General features: G+C 71.6%; 16 protein-coding genes. 10 read left to right on the forward strand and 6 right to left on the reverse strand.

Translation table 11 applies throughout. From position 1 onward, the window contains the following. Positions 1–115: 115 nt before the first annotated feature. Positions 116–2,791: an alpha-glucan family phosphorylase gene (gene glgP, locus IF17_RS0123045; RefSeq protein ID WP_030568934.1), complete on the reverse strand. Its 2,676-nt coding sequence runs from the start codon at positions 2,789–2,791 to the stop codon at positions 116–118. Between the two features lie 887 nt (positions 2,792–3,678). Here glgP and IF17_RS0123050 point away from each other — a divergent pair. The 4 genes from IF17_RS0123050 to glgB all read left to right on the forward strand — a co-directional run bounded on the left by IF17_RS0123050 (position 3,679) and on the right by glgB (position 11,482). Continuing rightward, positions 3,679–5,697: an alpha-1,4-glucan--maltose-1-phosphate maltosyltransferase gene (locus tag IF17_RS0123050; protein WP_030568937.1), complete on the forward strand. Its 2,019-nt coding sequence runs from the start codon at positions 3,679–3,681 to the stop codon at positions 5,695–5,697. Continuing rightward, positions 5,694–7,400: a maltose alpha-D-glucosyltransferase gene (treS, locus tag IF17_RS0123055; protein WP_030568940.1), complete on the forward strand. Its 1,707-nt coding sequence runs from the start codon at positions 5,694–5,696 to the stop codon at positions 7,398–7,400. Before IF17_RS0123050 ends, treS begins: the two co-directional genes overlap by 4 nt. Before the next feature lie 198 nt (positions 7,401–7,598). Next, on the forward strand, positions 7,599–9,020 hold the full coding sequence (locus tag IF17_RS0123060; protein ID WP_030568942.1) for a maltokinase N-terminal cap-like domain-containing protein: 1,422 nt from the start codon (positions 7,599–7,601) through the stop codon (positions 9,018–9,020). 65 nt (positions 9,021–9,085) lie between these two features. Beyond that, on the forward strand, positions 9,086–11,482 hold the full coding sequence (gene glgB, locus IF17_RS0123065; RefSeq protein WP_078616010.1) for a 1,4-alpha-glucan branching enzyme: 2,397 nt from the start codon (positions 9,086–9,088) through the stop codon (positions 11,480–11,482). A gap of 73 nt (positions 11,483–11,555) precedes the next feature. Here glgB and IF17_RS0123070 read toward each other — a convergent pair whose 3' ends face one another. The 4 genes from IF17_RS0123070 to IF17_RS0123085 all read right to left on the reverse strand — a co-directional run bounded on the left by IF17_RS0123070 (position 11,556) and on the right by IF17_RS0123085 (position 15,245). Continuing rightward, positions 11,556–11,897 (reverse strand): thioredoxin family protein, encoded by a 342-nt coding sequence (locus IF17_RS0123070; protein ID WP_030568949.1) that lies wholly within the window; start codon positions 11,895–11,897, stop codon positions 11,556–11,558. Then, positions 11,894–12,304, reverse strand: a complete 411-nt coding sequence (locus tag IF17_RS0123075; protein WP_030568953.1) for a MerR family transcriptional regulator — start codon at positions 12,302–12,304, stop codon at positions 11,894–11,896. The genes IF17_RS0123070 and IF17_RS0123075 overlap by 4 nt, the downstream gene beginning before the upstream one ends. A gap of 62 nt (positions 12,305–12,366) precedes the next feature. Further along, complete coding sequence (locus IF17_RS0123080) at positions 12,367–13,707, reverse strand: LPXTG cell wall anchor domain-containing protein (RefSeq protein WP_030568954.1); 1,341 nt, start codon at positions 13,705–13,707, stop codon at positions 12,367–12,369. A 170-nt stretch (positions 13,708–13,877) separates the two neighbouring features. After that, positions 13,878–15,245: a cation:dicarboxylate symporter family transporter gene (locus tag IF17_RS0123085; protein WP_030568957.1), complete on the reverse strand. Its 1,368-nt coding sequence runs from the start codon at positions 15,243–15,245 to the stop codon at positions 13,878–13,880. Positions 15,246–15,426: 181 nt separating this feature from the next. Here IF17_RS0123085 and IF17_RS0123090 point away from each other — a divergent pair, with 181 nt between their 5' ends. The 3 genes from IF17_RS0123090 (at position 15,427) to IF17_RS0123100 (ending at position 18,656) form a co-directional block, all read left to right on the forward strand. After that, complete coding sequence (locus tag IF17_RS0123090; RefSeq protein WP_030568959.1) at positions 15,427–17,097, forward strand: sensor histidine kinase; 1,671 nt, start codon at positions 15,427–15,429, stop codon at positions 17,095–17,097. Next, positions 17,094–17,768, forward strand: coding sequence for a response regulator (locus IF17_RS0123095; RefSeq protein WP_018509853.1), 675 nt, complete (start codon positions 17,094–17,096; stop codon positions 17,766–17,768). The genes IF17_RS0123090 and IF17_RS0123095 overlap by 4 nt, the downstream gene beginning before the upstream one ends. A 183-nt stretch (positions 17,769–17,951) precedes the next feature. After that, complete coding sequence (locus IF17_RS0123100) at positions 17,952–18,656, forward strand: helix-turn-helix domain-containing protein (protein WP_030568961.1); 705 nt, start codon at positions 17,952–17,954, stop codon at positions 18,654–18,656. A gap of 92 nt (positions 18,657–18,748) precedes the next feature. On the opposite strand, the gene IF17_RS0123105 is transcribed toward IF17_RS0123100, so the two are convergent. Next, the gene (locus IF17_RS0123105; RefSeq protein WP_018509855.1) at positions 18,749–19,774 is read right to left on the reverse strand and encodes an ATP-dependent 6-phosphofructokinase; all 1,026 of its coding nucleotides are present in this window, start codon (positions 19,772–19,774) and stop codon (positions 18,749–18,751) included. Positions 19,775–20,098: 324 nt separating this feature from the next. Between IF17_RS0123105 and pta the strand changes: the two genes are divergently transcribed. The 3 genes from pta to pyk all read left to right on the forward strand — a co-directional run bounded on the left by pta (position 20,099) and on the right by pyk (position 24,961). Continuing rightward, positions 20,099–22,180, forward strand: coding sequence for a phosphate acetyltransferase (gene pta, locus IF17_RS0123110; protein ID WP_030568964.1), 2,082 nt, complete (start codon positions 20,099–20,101; stop codon positions 22,178–22,180). Further along, a complete protein-coding gene (locus IF17_RS0123115; protein WP_032772464.1) occupies positions 22,177–23,430 on the forward strand; it encodes an acetate kinase in 1,254 nt (417 codons plus the stop codon). The genes pta and IF17_RS0123115 overlap by 4 nt, the downstream gene beginning before the upstream one ends. Positions 23,431–23,533: 103 nt before the next feature. Continuing rightward, on the forward strand, positions 23,534–24,961 hold the full coding sequence (gene pyk / locus IF17_RS0123120; protein WP_030568969.1) for a pyruvate kinase: 1,428 nt from the start codon (positions 23,534–23,536) through the stop codon (positions 24,959–24,961). Positions 24,962–25,040: the final 79 nt, after the last annotated feature.

A 25,040-nucleotide genomic window follows, 5' to 3' on the forward strand; every position in this document is an offset into this window, starting at 1 on the left:
AAGCCATCCCATGAACACGTCAAGGCTCTGTGTTCACTGCACGAACTCGGGCCCCTCCCGCAGCCGAAGGGCCCGGCACCGCACATCGCGGTACCGGGCCCCTCTTCGCCACAGCTCAGCGCATCAGGACGCCCGCGCCCTCCCCTGTCGCCTCGTTCGGCACCGCGACCAGGCCCAACTCGGCACCGGAGGCCAGCAGTTCGTGGGAGGGCAGGACGCGCACGGTGTAGCCGTACGGTCCCGTCCGGTCCAGGGCGAGCGGGCCCTCGTACAGCCAGCGGTCCTCCAGGTCATGGCCGCCCGCCGGCTTCAGCGGGAAGACCTGGGCGTCCGCGATGGCGTCGGCCGAGTCCACCCGGCCCGCCACCACCTGCACCTCGACGTCGTCCGGGGCCAGGCCGCCGAGGGCGATCCGCACCCGGAGCGACAGGGTCGCCCCCAGCTCCGCCGAGCCGCCCGCCACCGTGCCGGTGACCGACTCCACATGGTCGACGGAGACTTCCGGCCAGGCCGCCCGGACCTTCGCCTTCCACTCCGCCAGGTCCCGCGCCACCGCCGGGCCGAGCGCCCGCCGGGACTGCGCGGCGGGGGCGTAGAGCCGCTCCACGTACTCACGCACCATCCGCCCCGCCAGCACCTTCGGCCCCAGGTTGACCAAGGTCGAGCGGACCATCTCGATCCACCGGTCCGGCAGCCCCGTGGCACCCCGGTCGTAGAAGCGCGGGGCGACCCGGTCCTCGATCAGGGCGTACAGGGCGCCCGCCTCCAGCTCGTCCCGCCGGTCGTCGTCGACCGCCGAGCCGTCGGCGGTGGGGATCTCCCAGCCGAAGTCCGGCTCGAACCACTCGTCCCACCAGCCGTCGCGCACGGAGAGGTTGAGGCAGCCGTTGAGCGCCGCCTTCATCCCGCTCGTGCCGCACGCCTCCAGCGGGCGCAGCGGGTTGTTGAGCCAGACGTCGCAGCCCGGGTAGAGCTTCTGCGCCATGCCCATGCCGTAGTCCGGCAGGAACACGATGCGGTGGCGCACCCGCGGGTCGTCCGCGAACCGCACCAGCTCCTGGACCAGCCGCTTTCCGCCGTCGTCGGCGGGGTGGGCCTTGCCGGCGACGACGATCTGGATCGGGTGCGTCGGGTGCAGGAGGAGCTCCCGCAGCCGGTCGCGGTCGCGCAGCATCAGCGTCAGCCGCTTGTACGAGGGGACGCGGCGGGCGAAGCCGATGGTGAGGACGTCCGGGTCGAGGACGCCGTCGATCCAGCCCAGCTCGGCGGTGCCCGCGCCGCGCCTGCGCCAGGAGGCGTAGAGGCGGCGGCGGACCTCGGTCACCAGTTGGCCGCGCAGCTCGCGGCGCAGCTCCCAGATCTCCTGGTCGCCGATCCCGCCGACCGCGTCCCAGCGGCGCGGGGTGCCGGCCTGCGGCGAGGAGGAGGCCTCGCCGTCCACCGGTCCGCCCGCCAGCACCTGGTGGGCGCGGCCGGTGCCGACCTGTCCGGCACCGAGCCGGAAGACCTCGGGGGCGACCCAGGTCGGGGCGTGCACCCCGTTGGTGACGGATGTGATCGGCACGTCGGCCGGGTCGAAGCCCGGCCAGAGCCCGGAGAACATCTCCCGGCTGACGGCCCCGTGCAGAGTGGAGACCCCGTTGGCTCGCTGGGCGAGCCGGAGCCCCATCACCGCCATGTTGAACAGCTCGGGCTCCCCGCCGGGGTAGGTCTCCCGGCCGAGGCGGAGGATCTTCTCCACCGGTACGCCGCTCAGCTCGCCGTCGTCGCCGAAGTGGCGGGCGATCAGCTGCCGGTCGAAACGGTCTATCCCGGCGGGTACCGGGGTGTGGGTGGTGAAGACGGTCCCGGCCCGGACCACTTCGAGGGCCGCGTCGAAGCCGAGCCCGTCGGCGGCCAGTTCCCGGATGCGCTCCAGGCCGAGGAAGCCGGCGTGGCCCTCGTTGGTGTGGAACACCTCCGGCTCCGGGGTCCGGGTGAGCCGGCACCAGGTGCGCACGGCGCGCACCCCGCCGATGCCGAGGAGCATCTCCTGGAGGAGGCGGTGGTCGCTGCCGCCGCCGTAGAGCCGGTCGGTGACGTCGCGCTCGCCCGGCGCGTTCTCCTCGACGTCGGAGTCGAGGAGGAGGAGCGGGACGCGGCCGACCCGGGCCAGCCAGATCGAGGCGTACAGCGAGCGCCCGCCGGGCAGGGCGAGCACCACCCGGGCGGGAGTGCCGTCGGCCTCGCGGACCAGGTCGAGCGGGAGCTCGTTGGGGTCGAGGACCGGATAGTGCTCCTGCTGCCAGCCCTCGCGGGAGAGGCTCTGGCGGAAGTAGCCGTGCCGGTAGAGCAGGCCGACGCCGATGAGCGGGACGCCCAGGTCGCTGGCGGCCTTGAGGTGGTCACCGGCGAGGATGCCGAGGCCGCCGCTGTACTGGGGCAGTGCGGCGGTGACGCCGAACTCGGGTGAGAAGTAGGCGACGGCGGAGGGGAGTTCGGCGCCCGCGGCCTGCTGTTCCTGGTACCAGCGGGGGCCGTCCAGATACTCCTTCAGGTCGGCGGAGGCCTCGGCCAGGCGGCCCAGGTACTCCTCGTCCCGGCCCAGTTCGGCCAGGCGCCCGGCGGTCAGGGAGCCGAGCAGCCGTACGGGGTCGGCGTCCGCGGGCCGCCACCCCTCGGGGTCGGCGGACCGGAAGAGCTCGCGGGTCTCGGTGTGCCACGACCAGCGCAGGTTGCGCGCGAGGTCGTGGAGGGGTCGGAGGGGTTCGGGGAGGACAGGACGCACGGTGAATCGACGAATGGCCTTCACGTACTCCACCTTTACAGGGGACTTGCGCATCCGAGCGGACGCACCACGGTGTGCGTCCCTTCCGTCACCCTCGACGGTAGCGGCCGTCCGTGGCCCGCGACCACGGCGCGTGGACGGCTCACTAGGGTCTTTCGTTCGGATCAGGGCGGATCAGGGAGCGGGGGCCGGTGCGTGCAGCTGCAAGGCGGAGGATTGAGGCAACGCGGAGCGTTGGTGATTGACGACAACGCCGCAGATGTGCGTGCCGGCCCCCGCGAGCCCGGCCTGATCCGAACGAAAGACCCTAGGTCCGGGACCGGCTGCCCCGCGCCTCCCCACAGGAGCACCACGCACACCACCGGCCCTCTCCCACCCCACCCTTCACCTGCGGGTTTGGCCGATTTCGTTCCCGTACGCAGCCTTGTGGACCTTCCTGACACAGGGAAGGCTGCCGTGTGGCGCCGCAGAGCGGGTATCCGGAACCTGTGAGGGCGCTTCGGTCTCCCGTACGCCGTGGGGCGCACGCCGGGCGCCACCGGACCCTGAGCGGACCTGACCGAGCGGTTACGACCGAGTAGTTAACACGGCGCCGGATTTCCCGGGAACGAACGTGGGGAAGGCTTTCCCGGTGCCTCCCAGGACTCTTCCCGGCACTTCCCTGTACGCAGCACGACCCGGTCCGCACACCCTCCCCAGCGCATCCGAAACATGCGTGAAACCCCCGCGACCCACCCATTCGAGTGCCATTCGGGTGAATGCGGACAGGAGCGGCCATGCCCACAGCCCGTCAGCAGTCAGCTGAGCAGCTACAAAGGACAGATCCCCATCATCGCGGCACGCGCGGTCGGTCCTCCGCGTCGGCGCCGTCGCCCGTGCACGCCGAGCTCCTCCAGCCCCCAGGTGATTCCATGATCGGTCGTATTCCCGTCCTGGACGTCCGTCCCCTCGTCGACTGCGGCAGACGTCCGGCGAAGGCGGTCGTCGGTGAGACCTTCCAGGTCACCGCCACCGTCTTCCGCGAAGGCCATGACGCGGTGGCGGCCAACGTCGTCCTGCGCGATCCGAGCGGACGGGTGGGACCGTGGACCCCGATGCGCGAGCTGGCCCCGGGCACGGACCGGTGGGGCGCCGAGATCACGCCGGACGCCGAGGGGCGCTGGACGTACACGGTGGAGGCGTGGAGCGATCCGGTCGCCACCTGGCGCCACCACGCGGCGATCAAGATCCCGGCGGGCATCGACACCGATCTGGTCCTGGCGGAGGGCGCGGCCCTGCTGGAGCGGGCCGCCGCCGGCGTACCGAAGAAGAACGGACGTGAGGCGGTGCTCGCCGCGGTGGACGCGCTGCGCGACACCGGCCACTCCCCCGCCGCCCGGCTGGCCGCCGCCCTGACCCCGGCCGCCGAGGCCGTCCTCGGCCGGTACCCGCTGCGCGAACTGGTCACCCGGTCCAAGCCGCTGGCGGTGCGCGTCGAGCGCGAGCGGGCACTGTACGGCTCGTGGTACGAGCTGTTCCCGCGCTCGGAGGGGGCGAAGCGGGTGCCGGTGGACCCGGCCGACACCTCGCCGGACGCGCCGACCCGGCTGGTCAGCGGCACGTTCCGGACGGCGGCCGAGCGGCTGCCCGCGGTCGCCGCCATGGGGTTCGATGTCGTGTACCTGCCCCCGATCCACCCGATCGGTACGACCCACCGCAAGGGCCCGAACAACACGCTGACGCCCGGTGAGCACGATCCGGGCGTGCCGTGGGCGATCGGTTCGCCGGACGGCGGGCACGACGCCATCCACCCGGAGCTGGGCACGCTGGAGGACTTCGACCACTTCGTGGAGGTGGCCCGCAACCTCCGGATGGAGATCGCGCTGGACTTCGCGCTCCAGTGCTCCCCGGACCACCCGTGGGTCAAGGACCACCCGGACTGGTTCCACCACCGGCCCGACGGCTCGATCGCGTACGCCGAGAACCCGCCGAAGAAGTACCAGGACATCTACCCGATCGCCTTCGACAAGGACATGCGCGGTCTGGTGGCGGAGACCGTACGTATCCTGCGCTTCTGGATGGACCACGGCGTACGTATCTTCCGCGTCGACAACCCGCACACCAAGCCGGTGGTGTTCTGGGAGAAGGTGATCGCCGAGATCAACGGCACCGACCCCGACGTCATCTTCCTGGCGGAGGCGTTCACCCGTCCGGCGATGATGCACACCCTGGGCGCGGTCGGGTTCCAGCAGTCGTACACGTACTTCACCTGGCGGAACACCAAGCAGGAGCTGACGGAGTACGTCACGGAGCTGTCGGGGGACGCCGCCTCGTACATGCGGCCCAACTTCTTCGTGAACACCCCGGACATCCTGCCGGGCTACCTCCAGCACGGCGGCCGCCCGGCCTTCGAGGCCCGGGCCGTGCTCGCCGCCACCCTCGCCCCGTCCTGGGGCGTCTACGCGGGATTCGAGCTGTGCGAGAACACCCCGGCCAAGCCGGGGAGCGAGGAGTACCTGCACTCGGAGAAGTACGAACTGCGCCCGAGGGACTGGGAGTCGGCGGAGCGCGAGGGCCGCACGCTGACGCCCCTGATCACCTCGCTGAACCGGATCCGACGACGTAACCCCGCGCTCCAGCAGCTGCGCGAGGTGCACTTCCACCACGCCGACAACGAGTCGCTGATCGTCTACAGCAAGCGTTCCGGTTCGAACACCGTTCTGGTGGTCGTGAACCTCGACCCTCACCACACCCAGGAGGCCACGGTCTCGTTGGACATGGAGCGGCTCGGCCTCCAGGGGCACGAGCGCGTACCGGTGCGCGACGAGCTCACCGGCGACACCTATCACTGGGGCAGGGCCTTCTATGTGCGCCTAGAGCCGGGCATCACGCCCGCGCACATCGCCGTCCTGCGACCGTCCCCGCCGACCGGAGGGTCACCCACACCATGATCGTCAATGAGCCTGTCCACGACACGTTCGAGGACACACCCGCCAAGGACCGTGATCCCGACTGGTTCAAGCGCGCCGTCTTCTACGAGGTGCTCGTCCGGTCCTTCCAGGACTCCAACGGCGACGGAATCGGCGACCTCAAGGGCATCACCGCCAAACTGGACTACCTCCAGTGGCTCGGTGTCGACTGCCTCTGGCTGCCGCCGTTCTTCAAGTCCCCGCTGCGCGACGGCGGTTACGACGTCTCCGACTACACCGCCGTGCTGCCGGAGTTCGGTGACCTCGCCGACTTCGTGGAGTTCGTGGACGCCTCGCACCAGCGGGGCATGCGCGTCATCATCGACTTCGTCATGAACCACACGAGCGACCAGCACGAGTGGTTCCAGCAGTCCCGCACCGACCCGGACGGGCCGTACGGCGACTACTACGTCTGGGCGGACGACGACAAGCAGTTCCAGGACGCCCGGATCATCTTCGTCGACACCGAGACGTCCAACTGGACCTTCGACCCGGTGCGCAAGCAGTACTACTGGCACCGCTTCTTCTCGCACCAGCCGGACCTCAACTACGAGAACCCGGCCGTCCAGGAGGAGATCCTCGCGGCCCTGCGGTTCTGGCTGGACCTCGGCATCGACGGCTTCCGGGTCGACGCGGTGCCCTACCTCTACCAGCGCGAGGGCACCAACTGCGAGAACCTCCCCGAGACCCACCACTTCCTCAAGCGGGTTCGCAAGGAGATCGACGCCAACTACCCGGACACCGTGCTCCTCGCCGAGGCCAACCAGTGGCCGGAGGACGTCGTCGACTACTTCGGCGACTACGAGGCCGGCGGCGACGAGTGCCACATGGCGTTCCACTTCCCCGTCATGCCGCGCATCTTCATGGCGGTGCGCCGCGAGAGCCGCTACCCGGTCTCCGAAATCCTGGCGAAGACACCAGAGATCCCCAAGAACTGCCAGTGGGGCATCTTCCTGCGCAACCACGACGAGCTGACCCTCGAAATGGTCACGGACGAAGAGCGCGACTACATGTACGCGGAGTACGCCAAGGACCCGCGGATGCGCGCCAACATCGGCATCCGCCGGCGCCTGGCCCCGCTGCTGGACAACGACCGCAACCAGATCGAGCTGTTCACCGCCCTGCTGCTGTCGCTGCCCGGCTCCCCGATCCTCTACTACGGGGACGAGATCGGGATGGGCGACAACATCTGGCTGGGCGACCGGGACGCCGTGCGCACCCCGATGCAGTGGACGCCCGACCGCAACGCCGGGTTCTCCTCCAGCGATCCGGGGCGGCTCTACCTCCCCACGATCATGGACCCGGTCTACGGCTACCAGGTCACCAACGTGGAAGCGTCGATGGCCTCGCCGTCCTCGCTGCTGCACTGGACCCGGCGGATGATCGAGATCCGCAAGCAGAACCCGGCCTTCGGGCTCGGCGAGTACACCGAGCTGCCGTCGTCCAACCCGGCGGTGCTGGCGTTCACCCGCGAGTACAAGGACGACCTCGTCCTGTGCGTGCACAACTTCTCGCGGTTCGCGCAGCCGACGGAATTGGACCTCCGATCGTTCAACGGACGTCATCCGGTGGAATTGATCGGCGGGGTACGCTTCCCGGCCATCGGCCAGTGGCCCTACCTGCTGACACTGGCCGGACACGGCTTCTACTGGTTCCGGCTGCGCAAGGACGCGCCGCCGGCCTGATCCGGCGGCGCTCCGTGCGGGACGGTTTCCGCCGTCCCGCACGGGGCACTCTGGACGCAGGGCCCGGGCCTTCACGGTTCGGCCGTTCGAGTCCGTAAGCACCTTCCTCTCCCGACACGTCCCGCACAGCCGGACAGCCATTGCCGCAATCCGGGACACTCTTCGCATCCTGTGTGCCCGGGGAAAGGACGCGATGCCATGTCGGAGGCTGCATCCACTCACGTCGCCCTGGCGAAGAGCACGAGGAACAGCGCAACCCCAAGCAGTACGGTGGACGGCGCCCTGCTGCCGTCCCTCGCCCCCCTGCTCCACGAATGGCTGCCCCGGCAGCGGTGGTTCGCCGGCAAGGGCCGGCCGGTCACCGGGTTCGCCCTGGTCTCGGCCACCGAGATGCTGCCGCTGGACGGCACCGCGGGCCCCGGTCTGCTCCATCTGCTGGTCCGGGTCCAGCAGCCGTCGCCGTCGGCCCGCCCGGGCGACGACTGCTACCAGCTCCTGATCGGCGTACGGGGTTCGCTGCCGACCACGCTCGCCGCGGCCCTGATCGGCCGGGTGGAGCGCGGACCGCTGGCCGGGCGGACCGTCTACGACGCGCTGCACGATCCGCGCCTGGCGGACCTTCTGCTGGAACGGTTCCGCCGCCCGGGCACCCTCGGCTCCCTCCGCTTCGAGCGGACCGCCGCGATCCCGGCCGGTCTCGCGCCCCGGGTGCTGGACGCCGAACAGTCCAACTCCTCGCTGGTCTACGGCGATGCGTACATCCTCAAGATCTTCCGCCGGGTCTTCCCGGGCACCAACCCGGATCTGGAGCTGCCGCTCGCCCTGGCCCGCGAAGGGTGCGACCGCGTCCCGGCGCCGGTCGCCTGGTTCGAGGCCCCCGGCACCGAACCGCTCACCCTGGGCGTGCTCCAGCCCTTCCTGCACGGTGCCCGGGACGGCTGGCAGCTCGCGCTGACCGCGCTCACGGCGGGCCGCGACTTCGTCCCCGAGGCGCGGGCGCTCGGCCGGGCCACAGCCGAGGTGCACACCGCGCTCGCCGCGGCGCTGCCCACCCCGGCACTGCACGGCACGCAGACCCGGCAGCTGATCGCCCAGATGGCCCAACGTCTGGAGGCCGCCGCCCAGGCGGTGCCCGCCCTCGTCCCGTACGTCCCCGCGCTGCGCACCGCATTCGACGCCGTCACGGCGCTCGGGCACCGGGGCGGCGGCTGGGCGCAGCAGCGGGTGCACGGCGACCTCCATCTCGGCCAGGCGCTCCGCTCCCCCGACGGCTTCTGGTCGCTGATCGATTTCGAGGGCGAACCGGCCCGCCCGCTGGGCGAGCGCCGCCGTCCGGCACCCCCGGTCCGCGATGTGGCGGGCATGCTGCGCTCCTTCGACTACGCGGCCCGCTCGCACCGCCCGTGGAACCCCGAGTGGGCGGCCCGCTGCCGTGCCGCCTACTGCGAGGGGTACGCGCTCGCTTCGGGCACCGATCCGCGCGGGGAACCAGAGCTGCTGCGCGCCCACGAGACCGACAAGGCGGTCTACGAGGTGGTGTACGAGGCCCGGCACCGCCCCGACTGGCTGCCGGTCCCGATGGCCGCCATCCAGCGACTGGCCCAGTCCGCCGCGGCCTGAGCCGCACTCCCCCTTCCCCCTCCTTCTCCCCTCCGCCCTCCGACCTCTCCGAGGAGGCAGTCCCTGTGACCGCCCGCAAGCCGTCCCGTAAGGGATCCCGCAAGACCGCCGAAGCCGCCGCCCCTGAAGCCGTGAGCGTGGAGACCGTGCCCGCTCCCGTCCCGGTGGAAGCCGTCGAAGCCGCCGCGACGACGACCGAGCCCGCGCCCGCACCCGCCAAGCGCGCCCGGCCCAAGCGCGCTGACGCCGTCCCGCCGCTCCCCCGGCAGGCCGGTGACGCGAGCGCCCGTCCCGCACCGGCTCTGGACCTCGCGGACCGTGGCCGGCTGCTGGCCGGTGACCACCACGACCCGCACTCCGTGCTCGGCGCCCGTCCGATCCCGGGCGGGGTGCTGGTGCGCGCGCTGCGCCCCTTCGCCCGCTCGGTGACAGTGCTGACCGATGACGTACAGGCCGAACTGCACGACGACGGGGACGGGTTCTTCTCCGGGGTGCTGCCGGTGAAGGAGGTCCCGGCCTACCGGCTCCGGGTCGCGTACGACGACAACACCATCGAGGTGGACGACCCGTACCGTTTCTGGCCCGCGCTCGGCGACCTCGACCTCCACCTGATCGCGGAGGGCCGCCACGAGGAGCTGTGGCGGGCGCTCGGCTCGGAGCCGATGGTCCACCAGGGGGTGGCCGGGACCCGGTTCACCGTGTGGGCGCCGAACGCGCGCGGGGTGCGGGTGACCGGCGACTTCACCTACTGGGACGGCACGGGCCTGCCGATGCGTTCGCTCGGCTCGACCGGGGTGTGGGAGCTGTTCCTGCCCGGGATCGGCGAGGGCGCGCTCTACAAGTACGACATCTGCCGCCCGGACGGTTCGCACACGGTCCGCGCCGACCCGATGGCCCGCCGCACCGAGGTCCCGCCCGCGACCGCCTCGGTGGTCACCGCCTCGCACCACGAGTGGCGGGACGCGGACTGGATGGCGCACCGGGGCGACCGCCCGGTCCACGAGGCCCCGTTCTCCGTCTACGAGGTCCACCTAGCCTCCTGGCGCCCCGGCCTGACGTACCGTCAACTCGCCGACCAGCTCCCCTCCTACGTCAAGGACCTCGGCTTCACGCACGTCGAGCTGATGCCGGTCTCCGAGCACCCCTTCGGCGGTTCCTGGGGCTACCAGGTCACCGGGTTCTACGCGCCGACCTCCCGGATGGGCACCCCGGACGACTTCCGGTACCTGGTGGACGCCCTGCACCGGGCCGGCATCGGCGTCATCATGGACTGGGTCCCGGCCCACTTCCCGCGCGACGACTGGGCGTTGGCCGAGTTCGACGGGCGGCCGCTGTACGAGCACGCCGACCCGCAGCGCGCGGCGCACCCGGACTGGGGGACGCTGGAGTTCGACTACGGCCGCACGGAGGTCCGCAACTTCCTGGTCGCCAACGCCACGTACTGGTGCGAGGAGTTCCACATCGACGGGCTGCGGGTCGACGCCGTCGCCTCGATGCTCTACCTCGACTACTCCCGTGAGGACGGCCAGTGGTCGCCCAACGACCAGGGGGGCCGGGAGAACTGGGACGCGGTCGGCTTCCTCCAGGAGATGAACGCGACCGTCTACCGGCGCAACCCCGGGGTCGTCACCATCGCCGAGGAGTCCACCGCCTGGGACGGCGTCACCCGCCCCACCGACAGCGGCGGCCTGGGCTTCGGGCTGAAGTGGAACATGGGCTGGATGCACGACTCGCTCCAGTACGTGTCCAAGGAACCGATCCACCGTAAGTACCACCACAACGAGATGACGTTCTCGATGGTGTACGCGTACAGCGAGAACTACGTACTGCCGATCTCGCACGACGAGGTGGTGCACGGCAAGCAGGCGCTGGTGGCGAAGATGCCCGGCGACTGGTGGCAGCAGCGCGCCAACCACCGCGCCTACCTGGGCTTCATGTGGGCCCACCCGGGCAAGCAACTCCTGTTCATGGGCCAGGAGTTCGCCCAGGGAGCGGAGTGGTCGGAGGGCCACGGCCCGGACTGGTGGCTGCTGGACCCGACGTACGAGGCCTCCGGCGACCACCGCGGGGTGCGGAACCTGGTGGGCGACCTGAACGCGGTGTACGGGGCGGTGCCCGCGCTGTGGCAGCGCGACACGGTGCCGGAGGGGTTCAGCTGGGTGGACGGCGGCGCGGCCGAGGACAACGTCTTCGCGTTCCTGCGGTACGACGCGGACGGCTCGCCGCTGCTCGCGGTCTCGCACTTCTCCCCGGTGGTCCGGCACGACTACCGCCTCGGGGTGCCGGAGACCGGGACCGAGGGCTGGGTGGAGGTCCTGAACACGGACGCGGACCGGTACGGCGGCAGCGACGTACGCAACGAGGAACCGCTCAAGGCGGAGGCGGTGCCCGCACACGGCCGCCCGGCCAGCATCTCGCTGACGCTGCCGCCGCTGGCGACGGTGTGGTTCCGGCCGGCGTGATGGCCTGACCTGTACGGAAGGGGCCCGCCCCGGGTCGCTCAGGCCCCGGGGCGGGCCCCTTCCGTGCGTCCGGTCACGCGGCCGCGAGCACGTCCTCCAGCTCTTGGAGCAGCTTGCGCTTCGGCCGGGCGCCGACCATCGACGTCACCGGTTCGCCCGCGCGGAAGACCATCAGGGTCGGTGTCGCCATGACGCCGAAGCGGACGGTGACGCCGGGGTTGCGGTCGACGTCGAGCTGGACGACCCTGATCCGTCCGGCCTCCTGCAGGGCTATCTCCCCGAGCACCGGGGCGAGTTGGCGGCAGGGTCCGCACCAGTCGGCGGTGAACTGGACCAGCACCGGCAATGCGGAGCCCAGCACCTCCCGCTCGAAGGTCTCCTCGGTCACGTCGGCGATGCCTTCGGTACGAATCATGGTTGCCCTCCTAGTTCGCAACGGGGCGCCGGGCCGCCGGGCAAGCCGGGGGACGCCTCCAGTTCGGCTCGGGCGAGCTGGACGCCGACCTCGGCGCGCACCGAACGCAGCTGGCCGATCAGGGCGTCCAGCTCGTCGAGCTTGCGCCGGTAGACGGCGAGCGAGGCGGGACAGGAGTCCCCGGCCGGGTGGCCGGCCCGCAGGCAGTCGACGAAGGGCCGGGTCTCCTCCAGGTCGAACCCGAATTCCTGCAGGGTCCTGATCTGCTGGAGGAGACGCAGGTCGCCCTCGTCGTAGCTGCGGTAACCGTTCTCCGCGCGCCGCGCGGGCAGCAGCCCGCGCGACTCGTAGTAGCGGAGCGTCCGCGTCGTCGTCCCGGCCCGTTCGGCCAGCTCCCCGATTCGCATGGGCCGACCGTATTCCTTGACGCCGACGTCAAGGCAAGGCCGCCGCCGGGACCGCGCGGCCGTCAGCTCGCGCGGGCCGCCGAGCGCCGGCGTACGGCCCAGACGATGGAGCCGCCCGCGAGCAGCGCGGCGCCTGCCGCGCCCGCCAGGGGCAGGGTGGAGTCCGAGCCGGTCGCCGCCAGGCCGCCGCCCGTCTGCGGGGTGGTCCCGCCGGAGGTGGAGCCGCTGCCGGAGGTGGCGGAGCCGCCGGTGGTGCCCGTGTCGCTGCCGCCGGTGGAGCCGGACGAGGCCGAGCCGGAGGAGCCGGAGGTGGAGCCGCCCGTGGAGCCCGTACCGCCGTCGGTGGAGCCGGTGGGGCCGGCCGAACCGCCGGTGGAGGAGGTGCCGCCCGTGGACTCCGTGCCGTCGGTGGGCGGTTCGGGGGTGTCGACCACGATCTCGGCGGTGTCGTTGGCCGCGTTCTTGTCGAAGGGGCGGGCCGCGCCGCCGAAGGACATCCTGCCTGTCGTCCGGCCGACGGCCTTGTCGATGCGCAGGACGAAGGAGTAGGTCTCCCCGCCCTTCGCCTCGACCCACGACTGCGAGGTCCCGCACCGGTAGTGCGTCTGGATGACCGGGCGGCAGAACCCGTGGGCCTTGGTGACGGTGGTGCCGGCCGGGATGTGGACGTCGACGTTGGCGGCGCTGGTGCCCTGATCCCGGTAGACGCGGGCGGGACCCTCGTTGGTGAAGGTGACCAGGGCGGTGACCTTGTCGCCCACTTTCCCCTGGAGCTCCGCTCCGGTCAGCGCGTAGTCGGCGGTGTTGACCGCCGTGACCTCCGTCCGCGAGCCGGGCTCTGCATGGGCGGCCCGGTCGGCTGCGGTGGCCTCGCCCCGCTCGACCAGCTTCAGCGGCCCGCCGGTGCCCGGCTCGGGCTCGCCGTGGTGGATGTCGGGGTGGGGCACCGGCTCCTCGGCCAGCAGCCCCAGACCCACCTCGTCGTACAGCGCGTTCGCCCGCGCCGTGAGCGCGATGGGCTGCTCGGTCCCGTACAGCACACCCGGCTTCAACGGCTGGTCGACGGTGCAGTCGGCCCGGTGCTCCTTCGGCCACTCGCCGCCCGGGGAGAGGGTGTAGTACACGCAGTTGGAGTAGGTCTCGGCGGGAGCGATACCGGAGGAGTAGGTGTAGCTCACCCAGACCTTGGGCAGCTCCTCCGTCCCCTTGTTGAGCAGGCTCACCGGCAGCCCGAAGCCGCTGCCCGCGGCGATCCCGGTGACCGGCGCGAGGGCACGGACCCCCAGGTCGGGCTTGATCGCGTCCGCCTGGGCGGGTGCGGCCCCCAGCGCGATCAGGGCGGCGGTCGCCGACACTGCGGTGGCGCTCAGCAGCGTACGACGGCCGGAAGCGGCGATCCCCATGAAATCCTTGGTCAAAGACGGTCGACTGCCCCCTGGGCAGTTTTTTCATCCGCAAGACATGCCCCGGCATCGAATGGTTGTACGGACCCGCAGCGCACAGCAAGGACACCCGTACCGGGGGATACGGGTGTCCTTGGGTGGGGGGTGTCGCAGTGGCTGGAAAGGGCCGGTCAGACCTTGGCGGGCTCGGCCGCCTTCGCACGCGGCTCGGGGACCTCGGTGGAGTCGGCCGGGGTGCCGTGGTCGTCGTCGACCAGGGTCCGCTCGTCGAACGGGAACTGTCCGGCGAGGACCTGGCCGACGCGCTCCTTGTCGATCTCCTTGGTCCAGTGGCCGACCAGGACCGTGGCGACCGCGTTGCCCGCGAAGTTGGTCAGGGCGCGGGCCTCGCTCATGAAGCGGTCGATGCCGACGATCAGGCCGACGCCGTCGACGAGTTCGGGGCGGTGCGACTGGAGGCCGCCTGCCAGGGTCGCCAGGCCCGCGCCGGTCACGCCCGCCGCGCCCTTCGAGGCGATGACCATGAAGATCAGCAGCGAGATCTGCTCGCTCGCGCTCAGCGGGTCGCCCATCGCGTTGGCGATGAAGAGCGAGGACATCGTGAGGTAGATCGCGGTGCCGTCGAGGTTGAAGGAGTAGCCGGTCGGCACGGTGATGCCGACGACCGGCTTGCTGACACCCAGGTGCTCCATCTTCGCGATGAGCCGCGGCAGGGCGGACTCGGAGGAGGAGGTGGAGAGGATGAGCAGGAACTCGCGGCCCAGGTACTTCAGCAGGGAGAACAGGTTGACCCCGGCGACCAGGCGCAGGATCGCGCCGAGCACCACGAAGACGAAGAGCCCGCAGGTGACGTAGAAGCCGATCATGATGATGGCCAGGGACTTCAGGGCGTCGAGGCCGGTCTCCCCGACCACCGCCGCGATCGCGCCGAACGCGCCGACCGGGGCGGCCCACATGATCATGGCGAGGATGCGGAAGACGAGCCGCTGGATGTGGGTGATGCCGCGGATGATCGGCTCGCCCGCCGAGCCCATCGCCTGGAGCGCGAAGCCCGCGAGCAGCGCGACCAGCAAGGTCTGGAGCACCTCGCCCGCCGTGAAGGCGGAGACGATGGTGGTCGGGATGATGCCGAGCAGGAAGTCCACGGTGGACTCGCTGGCACCGGACGCCTGCTTCTCACCGGCGGCACGGGCCGCCTCGGTGATGTGGAGGGTGGAGCCCGGCTCCAGGAAGTTGCCGACCAGCAGCCCGATGGCGAGGGCGACGGTCGACATGACCAGGAAGTAACCCAGCGCCAGGCCGCCGACCGCGCCGACCTTGGCCGCCTTGCGGACCGAGCCGACGCCCAGCACGATCGTGCAGAAGATGATCGGCGAGATCATCATCTTGATCAGGTTCACGAAGCCGGCGCCGATGGGCTTGAGCTCGACGGCCACCCCGGGGGCGACGAAGCCCACCAGGATGCCGAGCGCCACGGCGGCGATCACGGCGATGTACAGGTAGTGGGTACGGTCCCGCTGTTTGGCTGCCACAGCCATCGTGGGGCTCCTCGGCTCGGTCACGGCTTGCGCCCCGTCCCTGGGGCTTCCGTCCCCCGTCCCTGGGGGCTCCGGTGACTATCCACCGCCCTGTGACCCCGGTCACCCTTGCGTTCATATCGTTCACGGGCGCTTTCGAGCCACTGGGAGAGCGCGCTCCGGCCGAGGCAGACTGTGGGGCATGCGCCTCCCCCGTACCCGCCCCCGCAGCCTGGCCGGGCAGCTCTTCGCCATGCAGGTCGTGCTGATCGCCGCGGTGGTCGCCGGGTGCGCGGTCTTCGCGTACGTCTCCGGCTCCGCGCAGGCGGAGCAGACGGCGACCCGGCAGGTGCGGGCGGCGGCCGTCGCGGTGGCCGATTCCCCCTCCGTACGGGAGGCGATCCGGACCCCGGACCCCTCCGCCGTACTCCAGCCGTACGCGGAGCAGGTGCGCCGGGACACCCAGATCGCCTTCGTCACGATCATGGACACGGAGCGGCGGCGGTGGACGCACCCCGACGCGTCACTGATCGGCGAGACCTTCCTCGGCCACACCGAGGAGGCGCTGCGCGGAGAGACCTTCACCGAGACGTACACCGGCACGCTGGGCCCCTCGATACGGGTGGTGACCCCGGTCCGGGACGGAGAGCGGATCATCGGGCTCGTCAGTGCGGGCATCACCGTGGACCGGGTCTCCTCGCAGGTACGCGAACAGCTCGGCGCCCTCGCGCTGGCGGCGGGCGGGGCGCTGGCGCTCGGCGGGATCGGCACGTACGTGATCAACGCCCGGCTGCGGCGCCACACCCACGGGATGAACGCGGCCGAGCTGAGCCGGCTGCACGACTACCACCAGGCCACATTGCACGCGGTGCGCGAGGGGCTGCTGATGCTGGACGGGCAGCGGCGGATCGCGCTGATCAACGACGCCGGGCGGGAGCTGCTGGGCATCACCCCGAAGACGGAGGCGCTGGGGCGGACCGTGGACGAGCTGCACCTGCCCGCGCCGCTGACCGGGGCGCTGCTGGCCTCGGAGGCGCGCGTGGACGAGCTGCATCTGACGGCGGACCGGGTGGTCGTCGTCAACACCCGTCCGGTGGTGGGCGGCGAGCGGCGCGGCACGGTGGTGACCCTGCGGGACCACACCGAGCTGCAGGCGCTCACCGGTGAGCTGGACTCCGAGCGCGGCTTCACGCAGGCGCTGCGCTCGCAGGCCCACGAGGCGGCGAACCGGCTGCACACGGTGGTGTCGCTGATCGAGCTGGGGCGGGTGGAGGAGGCGGTGGAGTTCGCGACGGCCGAGCTGGAGCTGGCGCAGGTGCTGACCGACCGGGTGGTGGGCGCGGTCGAGGAGCCGGTGCTGGCCGCGCTGCTGCTGGGCAAGGCGGCCCAGGCGAACGAGCGCGGGGTGGAGCTGGAGCTGGCGGAGGACAGCCTGATCGACGACGGGGCGCTGCCTGACTCCCTGGCCCAGCGGGATCTGGTGACGATCCTCGGCAATCTGATCGACAACGCCGTGGACGCGGCCTCGGAGGGGGACGGCCACGGTTCCGCGGGGGCCGTTCCCGCGCAGCGTACGGCTTCGCAGGGCGCCGGGCGGGCCCGGGTCACCGTGACCGCGCTCGCCGACGACCGGGAGCTGCTGCTGCGGGTCTCGGACACCGGGCCGGGCATCGGTCCCGAGGAGGCGGACGAGGTGTTCCGGCGCGGCTGGTCCACGCACGGGGCGGGGCGCGGGCTCGGCCTCGCGCTGGTGCGGCAGGCGGCCCACCGCAACGGCGGGTCGGTGGAGCTGGACCGGGCGCCGGAGGGCGGGGCGCGGTTCACGGTGCGGCTGCCGCTCGGGGACCGTACCGCCACGGAGGTGACCGCGTGATCCGGGTGCTGGTGGTGGAGGACGATCCGGTGGCCGCCGACGCGCACCAGATGTACGTGGAGCGGGTCGCCGGCTTCACCGTGGCCGCCGTGGCCCACACCCGGGCGGAGGCCGTACGGGTGCTGGAGCGCACCCCGGTCGATCTGCTCCTGCTGGACCTGTACCTCCCCGACGGGCATGGGCTCGGGCTGCTGCGCTCGTTGCGGGCCGCCGGGCACGGGGCGGACGTGATCGCGGTGACCTCGGCGCGGGACCTCGCGGTGGTGCGGGAGGGGGTGTCGCTGGGGGTCGTCCAGTACGTCCTGAAGCCGTTCACCTACCCCACGCTGCGGGACCGGCTGGTGCGGTACGCGGAGTTCCGGGGCGCGGCGGGTGAGGCCAGCGGGCAGGAGGAGGTGGACCGGGCGCTGGGCGCGCTGCGGGTCACCGAGCCGGCCGCGCTGCCGAAGGGGCTCAGCGGGCCGACCCTGGAGGCGGTGACCCGGGTCCTGCGGGAGTCGGCGGAGGGGGTGACGGCGGCGGCGGCCGGGGAGCGGCTCGGGATCTCGCGGATCACCGCACGCCGCTATCTGGAGCATCTGGTGACCGTGGGGAGCGCGGCGCGGCGTCCACATTATGGGCAGGTCGGCCGACCGGAGCTCCACTACCGCTGGCTGGCCGGCGGCCGCTGAGCCCCGGCCACCGGGGCATACGGCAAGCGCTTGCCGCAAGGGCGCACCGAGGTGTCGGGGCGGTGGTACCGACGGTAGGGAAAGCGCTGGTGGGGCCCATGATTGCGTACCGCCCGCCCGGTTCGCGCTAGGAGGTTCCTACGAAGCGTGTTCTGCGCGGAACAGACCGTAGCCAGGACGGAAATGGACTTCTACGGTGGGGCCGTGCACCCCACCCCGCCCTTCAACGCCCCCGCCGCGCGCCGCCTCCGCGAGGCACTGGGGATGGCTCCCGGACATGTCGCCTACGGCCTCGCCGCCCAGTACGGACTCCGGATACCCGCCGAGACCGTCGTCGCCTGGGAACGCGGTCTCGCGACCCCCGGTGAACGTGAACTGACCGCCCTGGCCGGTGTCCTGTGGTGCGCCCCGGGCGAGCTGCTGGCCGCCGCCGCCACCCTGCGCGAGCACCGGATGAGCCGGGAGCTCTCGGTGGACGACCTGGCGCGGCAGCTAGGGATGACCGGGGCCTCGTACCTGCGGATGGAGGAGACGGGGCGCTGGAAGGGCAACGAGCGGCAGTCCGCCGCGCTGTGCCGGGCGCTCGGTCTGTCACCGGCCCAGTTCCTCACGGCGACGGGCCGCGACGAGGAGCTCGCCGAGCTGCTGACCAGTGCGGTCACCACGCGCTGGCAGGCGTACGTCCGGCCGGTGGCGAAGATCGTCCCCCTGGACCGGGGGCGGATCCAGGACGTCCTGGAGCAGCTGCACGCGGACTACCAGGCCTTGATGGTCTCCACCCTGAGCTGGAGCAGCACCGGCCAGGAACGGTCCGCGACGACGGGCGACGCGGGACGGGCGTTCCTGGCCCGGGTGGTGGACCAGTTCTGGCGGACGGCGGGGGTGTGAGCCCCAATGCGCGGTCGGACGGCCGGCGTGTGAAACCCGTACGCGGTCGGACCGCCGGGGTGTGAAACCCGTACGCCTCAGGCCTCAGAGGTCTAGAACACCGACTCCGCCTCGTACATCCGGTCCAGCGGGACCGTCTTCAGCTGCGTGACCGCGTCCGCGAGCGGGACCATGGCGATCTCGGTGCCGCGCAGGGCGGTCATCCGGCCGAAGTCGCCGCGGTGGACGGCCTCCACCGCGTGCCAGCCGAAGCGGGTGGCGAGGACCCGGTCGTACGCGGTGGGCGTGCCGCCGCGCTGGACATGGCCGAGAATGACCGGCCGGGCCTCCTTGCCGAGCCGGGTCTCCAGCTCGACGGCGAGGCGGTTGCCGATGCCCTGGAAGCGCTCGTGGCCGAACTGGTCGATGGCGCCCTTGGCGTACGGCATGGAGCCCTCGGCCGGGTGCGCGCCCTCGGCGACGCAGATGACCGCGAACTTCTTGCCGCGCGCGAACCGCTCCTCGACCATCTTGACCAGGTCGTCGACCTCGAAGGGACGCTCGGGCAGGCAGATGCCGTGGGCGCCGCCGGCCATCCCGGACTCCAGCGCGATCCAGCCCGCGTGGCGGCCCATGACCTCGACGACCATCACCCGCTGGTGGGACTCGGCGGTCGTCTTGAGACGGTCTATGGCCTCGGTCGCGACGCCCACCGCCGTGTCGAAGCCGAAGGTCCGGTCGGTGGCGGAGATGTCGTTGTCGATGGTCTTCGGTACGCCGACGACCGGCATGCCCGCGTCGGAGAGCATCCGGGCCGCCGTCAGCGTGCCCTCGCCGCCGATCGGGATGAGCGCGTCCAAGCCGTAACGGCGAGCCAGCTCCTCGCAGTTCTCGGCGGCCTCGCGGAGCCGGTCGCGCTCCAGGCGGGCCGAGCCGAGGATGGTCCCGCCGCGGGCGAGGATGCCGCTGACCGCGTTGAGGTCGAGGGGGCGGACGTGACCGTCCAGCAGCCCCTTGAAGCCGTCCTCGAAGCCGATGACCTCGTCGCCGTGGCCCACGACGGCCCGGTGGACGACCGACCGGATCACTGCGTTCAGGCCGGGGCAGTCGCCGCCCGCGGTGAGAATGCCGATGCGCATCGAGGTGTGTCTCCTGCTCGTTAGTCGCGCTGTTCCAGGAGGCCGACCGAGGCGGCCCCCCTGCCCTGAACCACGTCGATTGTCCCACGCCCGGCACGGACCCCGCGCTTTCGGCCGGGCCGGGGCAGCGATCCGGCAGCGGGTAGGAGGTGGTCGGGGGGCCGGAACCTCCGGCGGGCGGCATAGCGGCCCGCGCAGGTATCGTCAAGAGGCAATGCAGGCCAATGGCCGCACCCCTCGGAGCGCCGGGGACAGCGCGGGGAGACCCCCCACGTCCTGGACGGACCGCGGGGAGCGGCACCGCACAACGACGGGAGAGCACGCGTGGCGCGCAGCGTGTACGTGACCGGGATCGACCGGGGGGACGGCCGGCAGGTCGTCGAGCTGGGAGTCATGGAGCTACTGACGCGTCAGGTGGACCGGGTCGGGGTCTTCCGCCCTCTCGTCCACGACGGGCCCGACCGGCTCTACGAGCTGCTGCGGGCCCGCTACCGGCTCTCCCAGAGCCCCGCCTCCGTCTACGGCCTGGACTACCACGAGGCCTCCACCGTGCAGGCGGAGAAGGGGACCGACGAGCTGGTCTCGCGGCTGGTCGACCGCTTCCACCAGGTGGCCCGGGAGTACGAGGTGGTCCTCGTCCTCGGCAGCGACTTCGCCGCCACCCAGCTCCCCGACGAGCTGGCGCTCAACGCGCGCCTGGCCAACGAGTTCGGCGCCTCGGTGATCGCGGTCGTCGGCGGCAAGGGGCAGACCGCGGAGTCCGTCCGCGCCGAGACCCGTAACGCCTACCGCGCCTACGCCGGGCTCGGCTGCGACGTCCTGGCGATGGTGGTGAACCGGGTCGCCCCCGAGGACCGGACGGTGATAGCGGAGCGGCTGGCGGCCCGGCTGCCGGTGCCCGTCTCCGTACTGCCGGACGACCCGGCGCTCTCCGCCCCCACGGTCGCCCAGATCACCGCCGCCCTGGACGGCACGGTGCTGCTCGGCGACGACGCGGGGCTCGCGCGGGACGCGCTGGACTTCGTCTTCGGCGGGGCGATGCTGCCCAACCTGCTGAACGCGCTGACGCCCGGCTGCATGGTGGTGACGCCCGGGGACCGGTCCGACCTGGTGGTGGGCTCGCTGGCCGCGCACAGCGCCGGCACCCCGCCCATCGCGGGCATCCTGCTGACCCTGAACGAGCGCCCCGGCGAGGAGATACTCACCCTGGCCGCCCGGCTCGCACCGGGGACCCCGGTCGTCTCGGTGGCCGGCGGCTCCTTCCCCACGGCGGCCGAACTCTTCACCCTCGAAGGGAAGTTGAACGCGGCGACGCCCCGTAAGGCGGAGACCGCGCTCGGCCTCTTCGAGCGCCATGTCGACACCGGCGCCCTGTTGGAACGGATCTCGGTGGCCCGCAGCGGCCGGGTCACGCCGATGATGTTCGAGCACGAACTGCTGGAGCAGGCCCGCTCCGACCGCAAGCGCGTGGTGCTGCCCGAGGGCACCGAGGAGCGGGTGCTGCGCGCGGCCGATGTCCTGCTGCGCCGCGACGTCTGCGACCTCACCCTCCTCGGCGATGTGGACACGATCCGCAAGAAGGCCGCCGACCTCGGCATCGACCTCGCCGAGACCCAGATCGTCGACCCGCACACCTCCGAGCTGCGCCAGGCGTTCGCCGAGCGGTACGCGCAGCTGCGCGCGCACCGCGGGGTGACGGTGGAGCTGGCGTACGACGTCGTGGCGGACGTCAACTACTTCGGCACGCTGATGGTGCAGGAGGGGCTGGCCGACGGAATGGTCTCCGGGTCGGTGCACTCCACGGCGGCCACCATCCGCCCGGCCTTCGAGATCATCAAGACCAAGCCGGACGCCTCGATCGTCTCCTCGGTCTTCTTCATGTGCCTGGCCGACAAGGTCCTCGTCTACGGCGACTGCGCGGTCAACCCGGACCCGAACGCCGAGCAGCTCGCGGACATCGCGGTGCAGTCGGCGGTGACGGCGGCCCGCTTCGGCGTCGAGCCCCGGATCGCGATGCTCTCGTACTCCACCGGCACCTCCGGCTCCGGCGCCGACGTCGACAAGGTGCGCGAGGCGACCGAGCGGGTGCGGGCCGAGCGGCCGGAGCTGCGGGTGGAGGGGCCGATCCAGTACGACGCGGCGGTCGAGCCGTCCGTCGCGGCGACCAAGCTGCCGGAGTCGGAGGTGGCCGGGCAGGCCACCGTCCTGATCTTCCCGGACCTGAACACGGGCAACAACACCTACAAGGCCGTGCAGCGCTCGGCGGGCGCGGTGGCGGTCGGCCCGGTGCTCCAGGGTCTGCGCAAGCCGGTCAACGACCTCTCCCGGGGCGCGCTGGTCCAGGACATCGTCAACACGGTGGCGATCACGGCGATCCAGGCGCAGGGCGAGGAGCGCCCCGCATGACGACTCCCTCCATCCCCCAGCACGAAGGTACGGCCCCTGTGGAACCGCATCGCGTCCTCGTCCTCAACTCCGGCTCCTCGTCGGTGAAGTACCAGCTCCTCGACATGCGCGACCGCTCGCGGCTCGCCTCCGGCCTGGTCGAGCGGATCGGCGAGGAGACCTCGCGCCTCGTGCACACCCCGCTGGCCGGCGGCGGCGCCGAGCCCCGGGAGCGTACGGGCCCGATCGCGGACCACGACGCGGCGCTGAAGGCGGCGGCCGAGGAGCTGGCGGCGGACGGGCTCGGCCTGGACTCCCCCGAACTCGCGGCCATCGGGCACCGGGTGGTGCACGGCGGGCTGAAGTTCTCCGCGCCGACCGTGATCACCGACGAGGTGCTCACGGAGATCGAGCGCCTCGTCCCGGTCGCCCCGCTGCACAACCCGGCCAACATCACCGGCATCCGTACGGCGCAGGCGCTGCGCCCGGACCTGCCGCAGGTCGCCGTCTTCGACACGGCGTTCCACACGACGATGCCGGAGTCGGCCGCCCGGTACGCGATCGACGTGGAGACCGCCGACGCGCACCGCATCCGCCGCTACGGCTTCCACGGCACGTCCCACGCGTATGTGTCGAGGAAGACGGCCGAGCTGCTGGGCAAGGCACCGGAGGACGTCAACGTCATCGTGCTGCACCTGGGCAACGGGGCCTCGGCCTCGGCGGTCGCGGGCGGGCGGTGCGTGGAGACGTCCATGGGGCTGACCCCCTTGGAGGGGCTCGTGATGGGTACGCGCTCCGGGGACATCGATCCGGCGGTCGTCTTCCACCTGAAGCGGGTGGCGGGCATGTCGACGGACGAGGTCGATGTCCTGCTCAACAAGAAGAGCGGGCTGGTCGGGCTCTGCGGCGACAACGACATGCGGGAGATCCGCCGCCGGATCGAGGAGGGCGACGAGCAGGCCGCGCTCGCCTTCGACATCTACATCCACCGGCTGAAGAAGTACATCGGCGCGTACGCGGCGGTGCTCGGCCGGGTGGACGCGGTGGCGTTCACGGCGGGGGTCGGGGAGAACTCGGCCCCGGTGCGGGAGGCTGCCATCGCGGGTCTGGAGGAGTTCGGTCTCGCGGTGGACGCCGGCCTCAACGCCGTACGGTCCGGTGAGCCGCGGCTGATCTCTCCGGAGTACGCACGGGTCGCGGTCGCCGTGGTGCCGACGGACGAGGAGCTGGAGATCGCCGGCCAGACGTTCGCGCTCGTCGAGGGACCGTAAATCCTGAGATGGGCCGAGTCGACAACTGAGCACCCCCGCGCCCCTTTGTATCTTCCACCAGACGGAATATTCCGCAGCGAAACAAACCGATAGGATCCGCCTCATGCGCCGTTCCAAAATCGTCTGCACCCTCGGTCCCGCCGTCGACTCCCATGAGCAGCTCGTCGCTCTGATCGAGGCCGGCATGAGCGTGGCCCGTTTCAACTTCAGTCACGGCACCCACGAGGAACACCAGGGCCGGTACGACCGTGTCCGCAAGGCGGCCGCCGAGACCGGCCGCGCGGTGGGCGTCCTCGCCGACCTCCAGGGCCCGAAGATCCGGCTGGCGAAGTTCGCCGAGGGCCCGGTCGAGCTGGTCCGCGGGGACGAGTTCACCATCACCTCCGAGGACGTCCCCGGCGACAAGTCGATCTGCGGCACGACCTACAAGGGTCTGCCCGGCGACGTCACCAAGGGCGACCCGATCCTGATCAACGACGGCAACGTCGAGCTGAAGGTCGTCGAGGTCGTCGGCCCCCGGGTCAAGACCATCGTCATCGAGGGCGGTGTCATCTCCGACCACAAGGGCATCAACCTGCCCGGCGCGGCGGTGAACGTCCCCGCGCTCTCCGAGAAGGACGTCGAGGACCTGCGCTTCGCCCTGCGGATGGGCTGCGACCTGGTCGCCCTCTCCTTCGTCCGGGACGCCGAGGACGTCAAGGACGTCCACAAGGTGATGGACGAGGAGGGCCGCCGGGTCCCCGTCATCGCCAAGGTGGAGAAGCCGCAGGCGGTCGAGCACATGGAGGGCGTCGTCATGGCGTTCGACGGTGTGATGGTGGCCCGCGGTGACCTGGCGGTCGAGTACCCGCTGGAGAAGGTCCCGATGGTGCAGAAGCGCCTCATCGAGCTGTGCCGCCGCAACGCCAAGCCGGTGATCGTGGCGACCCAGATGATGGAGTCGATGATCACCAACTCGCGGCCGACCCGCGCCGAGGCGTCCGACGTCGCCAACGCGATCCTGGACGGCGCGGACGCGGTCATGCTGTCCGCCGAGTCGTCGGTGGGCGCGTACCCGATCGAGACGGTCAAGACGATGTCGAAGATCGTCTGCGCCGCCGAGGAGGAGCTGCTCTCCAAGGGCCTCCAGCCGCTGGTCCCGGGCAAGAAGCCCCGTACGCAGGGCGGCTCGGTGGCCCGCGCGGCCTGCGAGATCGCGGACTTCCTGGACGGCAAGGCCCTGGTCGCCTTCACCCAGTCCGGCGACACCGCCCGCCGCCTCTCCCGCTACCGCACGGCCCAGCCGATCCTCGCCTTCACCACGGACGAGGGCACCCGCAACCAGCTGGCCCTGAGCTGGGGCGTCGAGTCGCACGTGGTCCCGCACGCGGACAACACCGACGCGATGGTCGACCTGGTCGACGCGGAGCTGCTCAAGCTCAACCGCTACAACAACGGCGACACGATGATCATCACGGCCGGTTCGCCCCCCGGCATCCCCGGCACCACGAACATGGTCCGGGTCCACCACCTGGGCGGCGAGCAGGGCTAGTCCCGCAGCCGCACCGATCCCGAGGGGCGGTGTTCCGGAGCGATCCGGGACACCGCCCCTCGGCGTTCGCAGTGCTGTG

The sequence above is a fragment of the Streptomyces cyaneofuscatus genome (genome assembly GCF_000718135.1).
Classification (GTDB): Bacteria; Actinomycetota; Actinomycetes; order Streptomycetales; family Streptomycetaceae; genus Streptomyces; species Streptomyces cyaneofuscatus.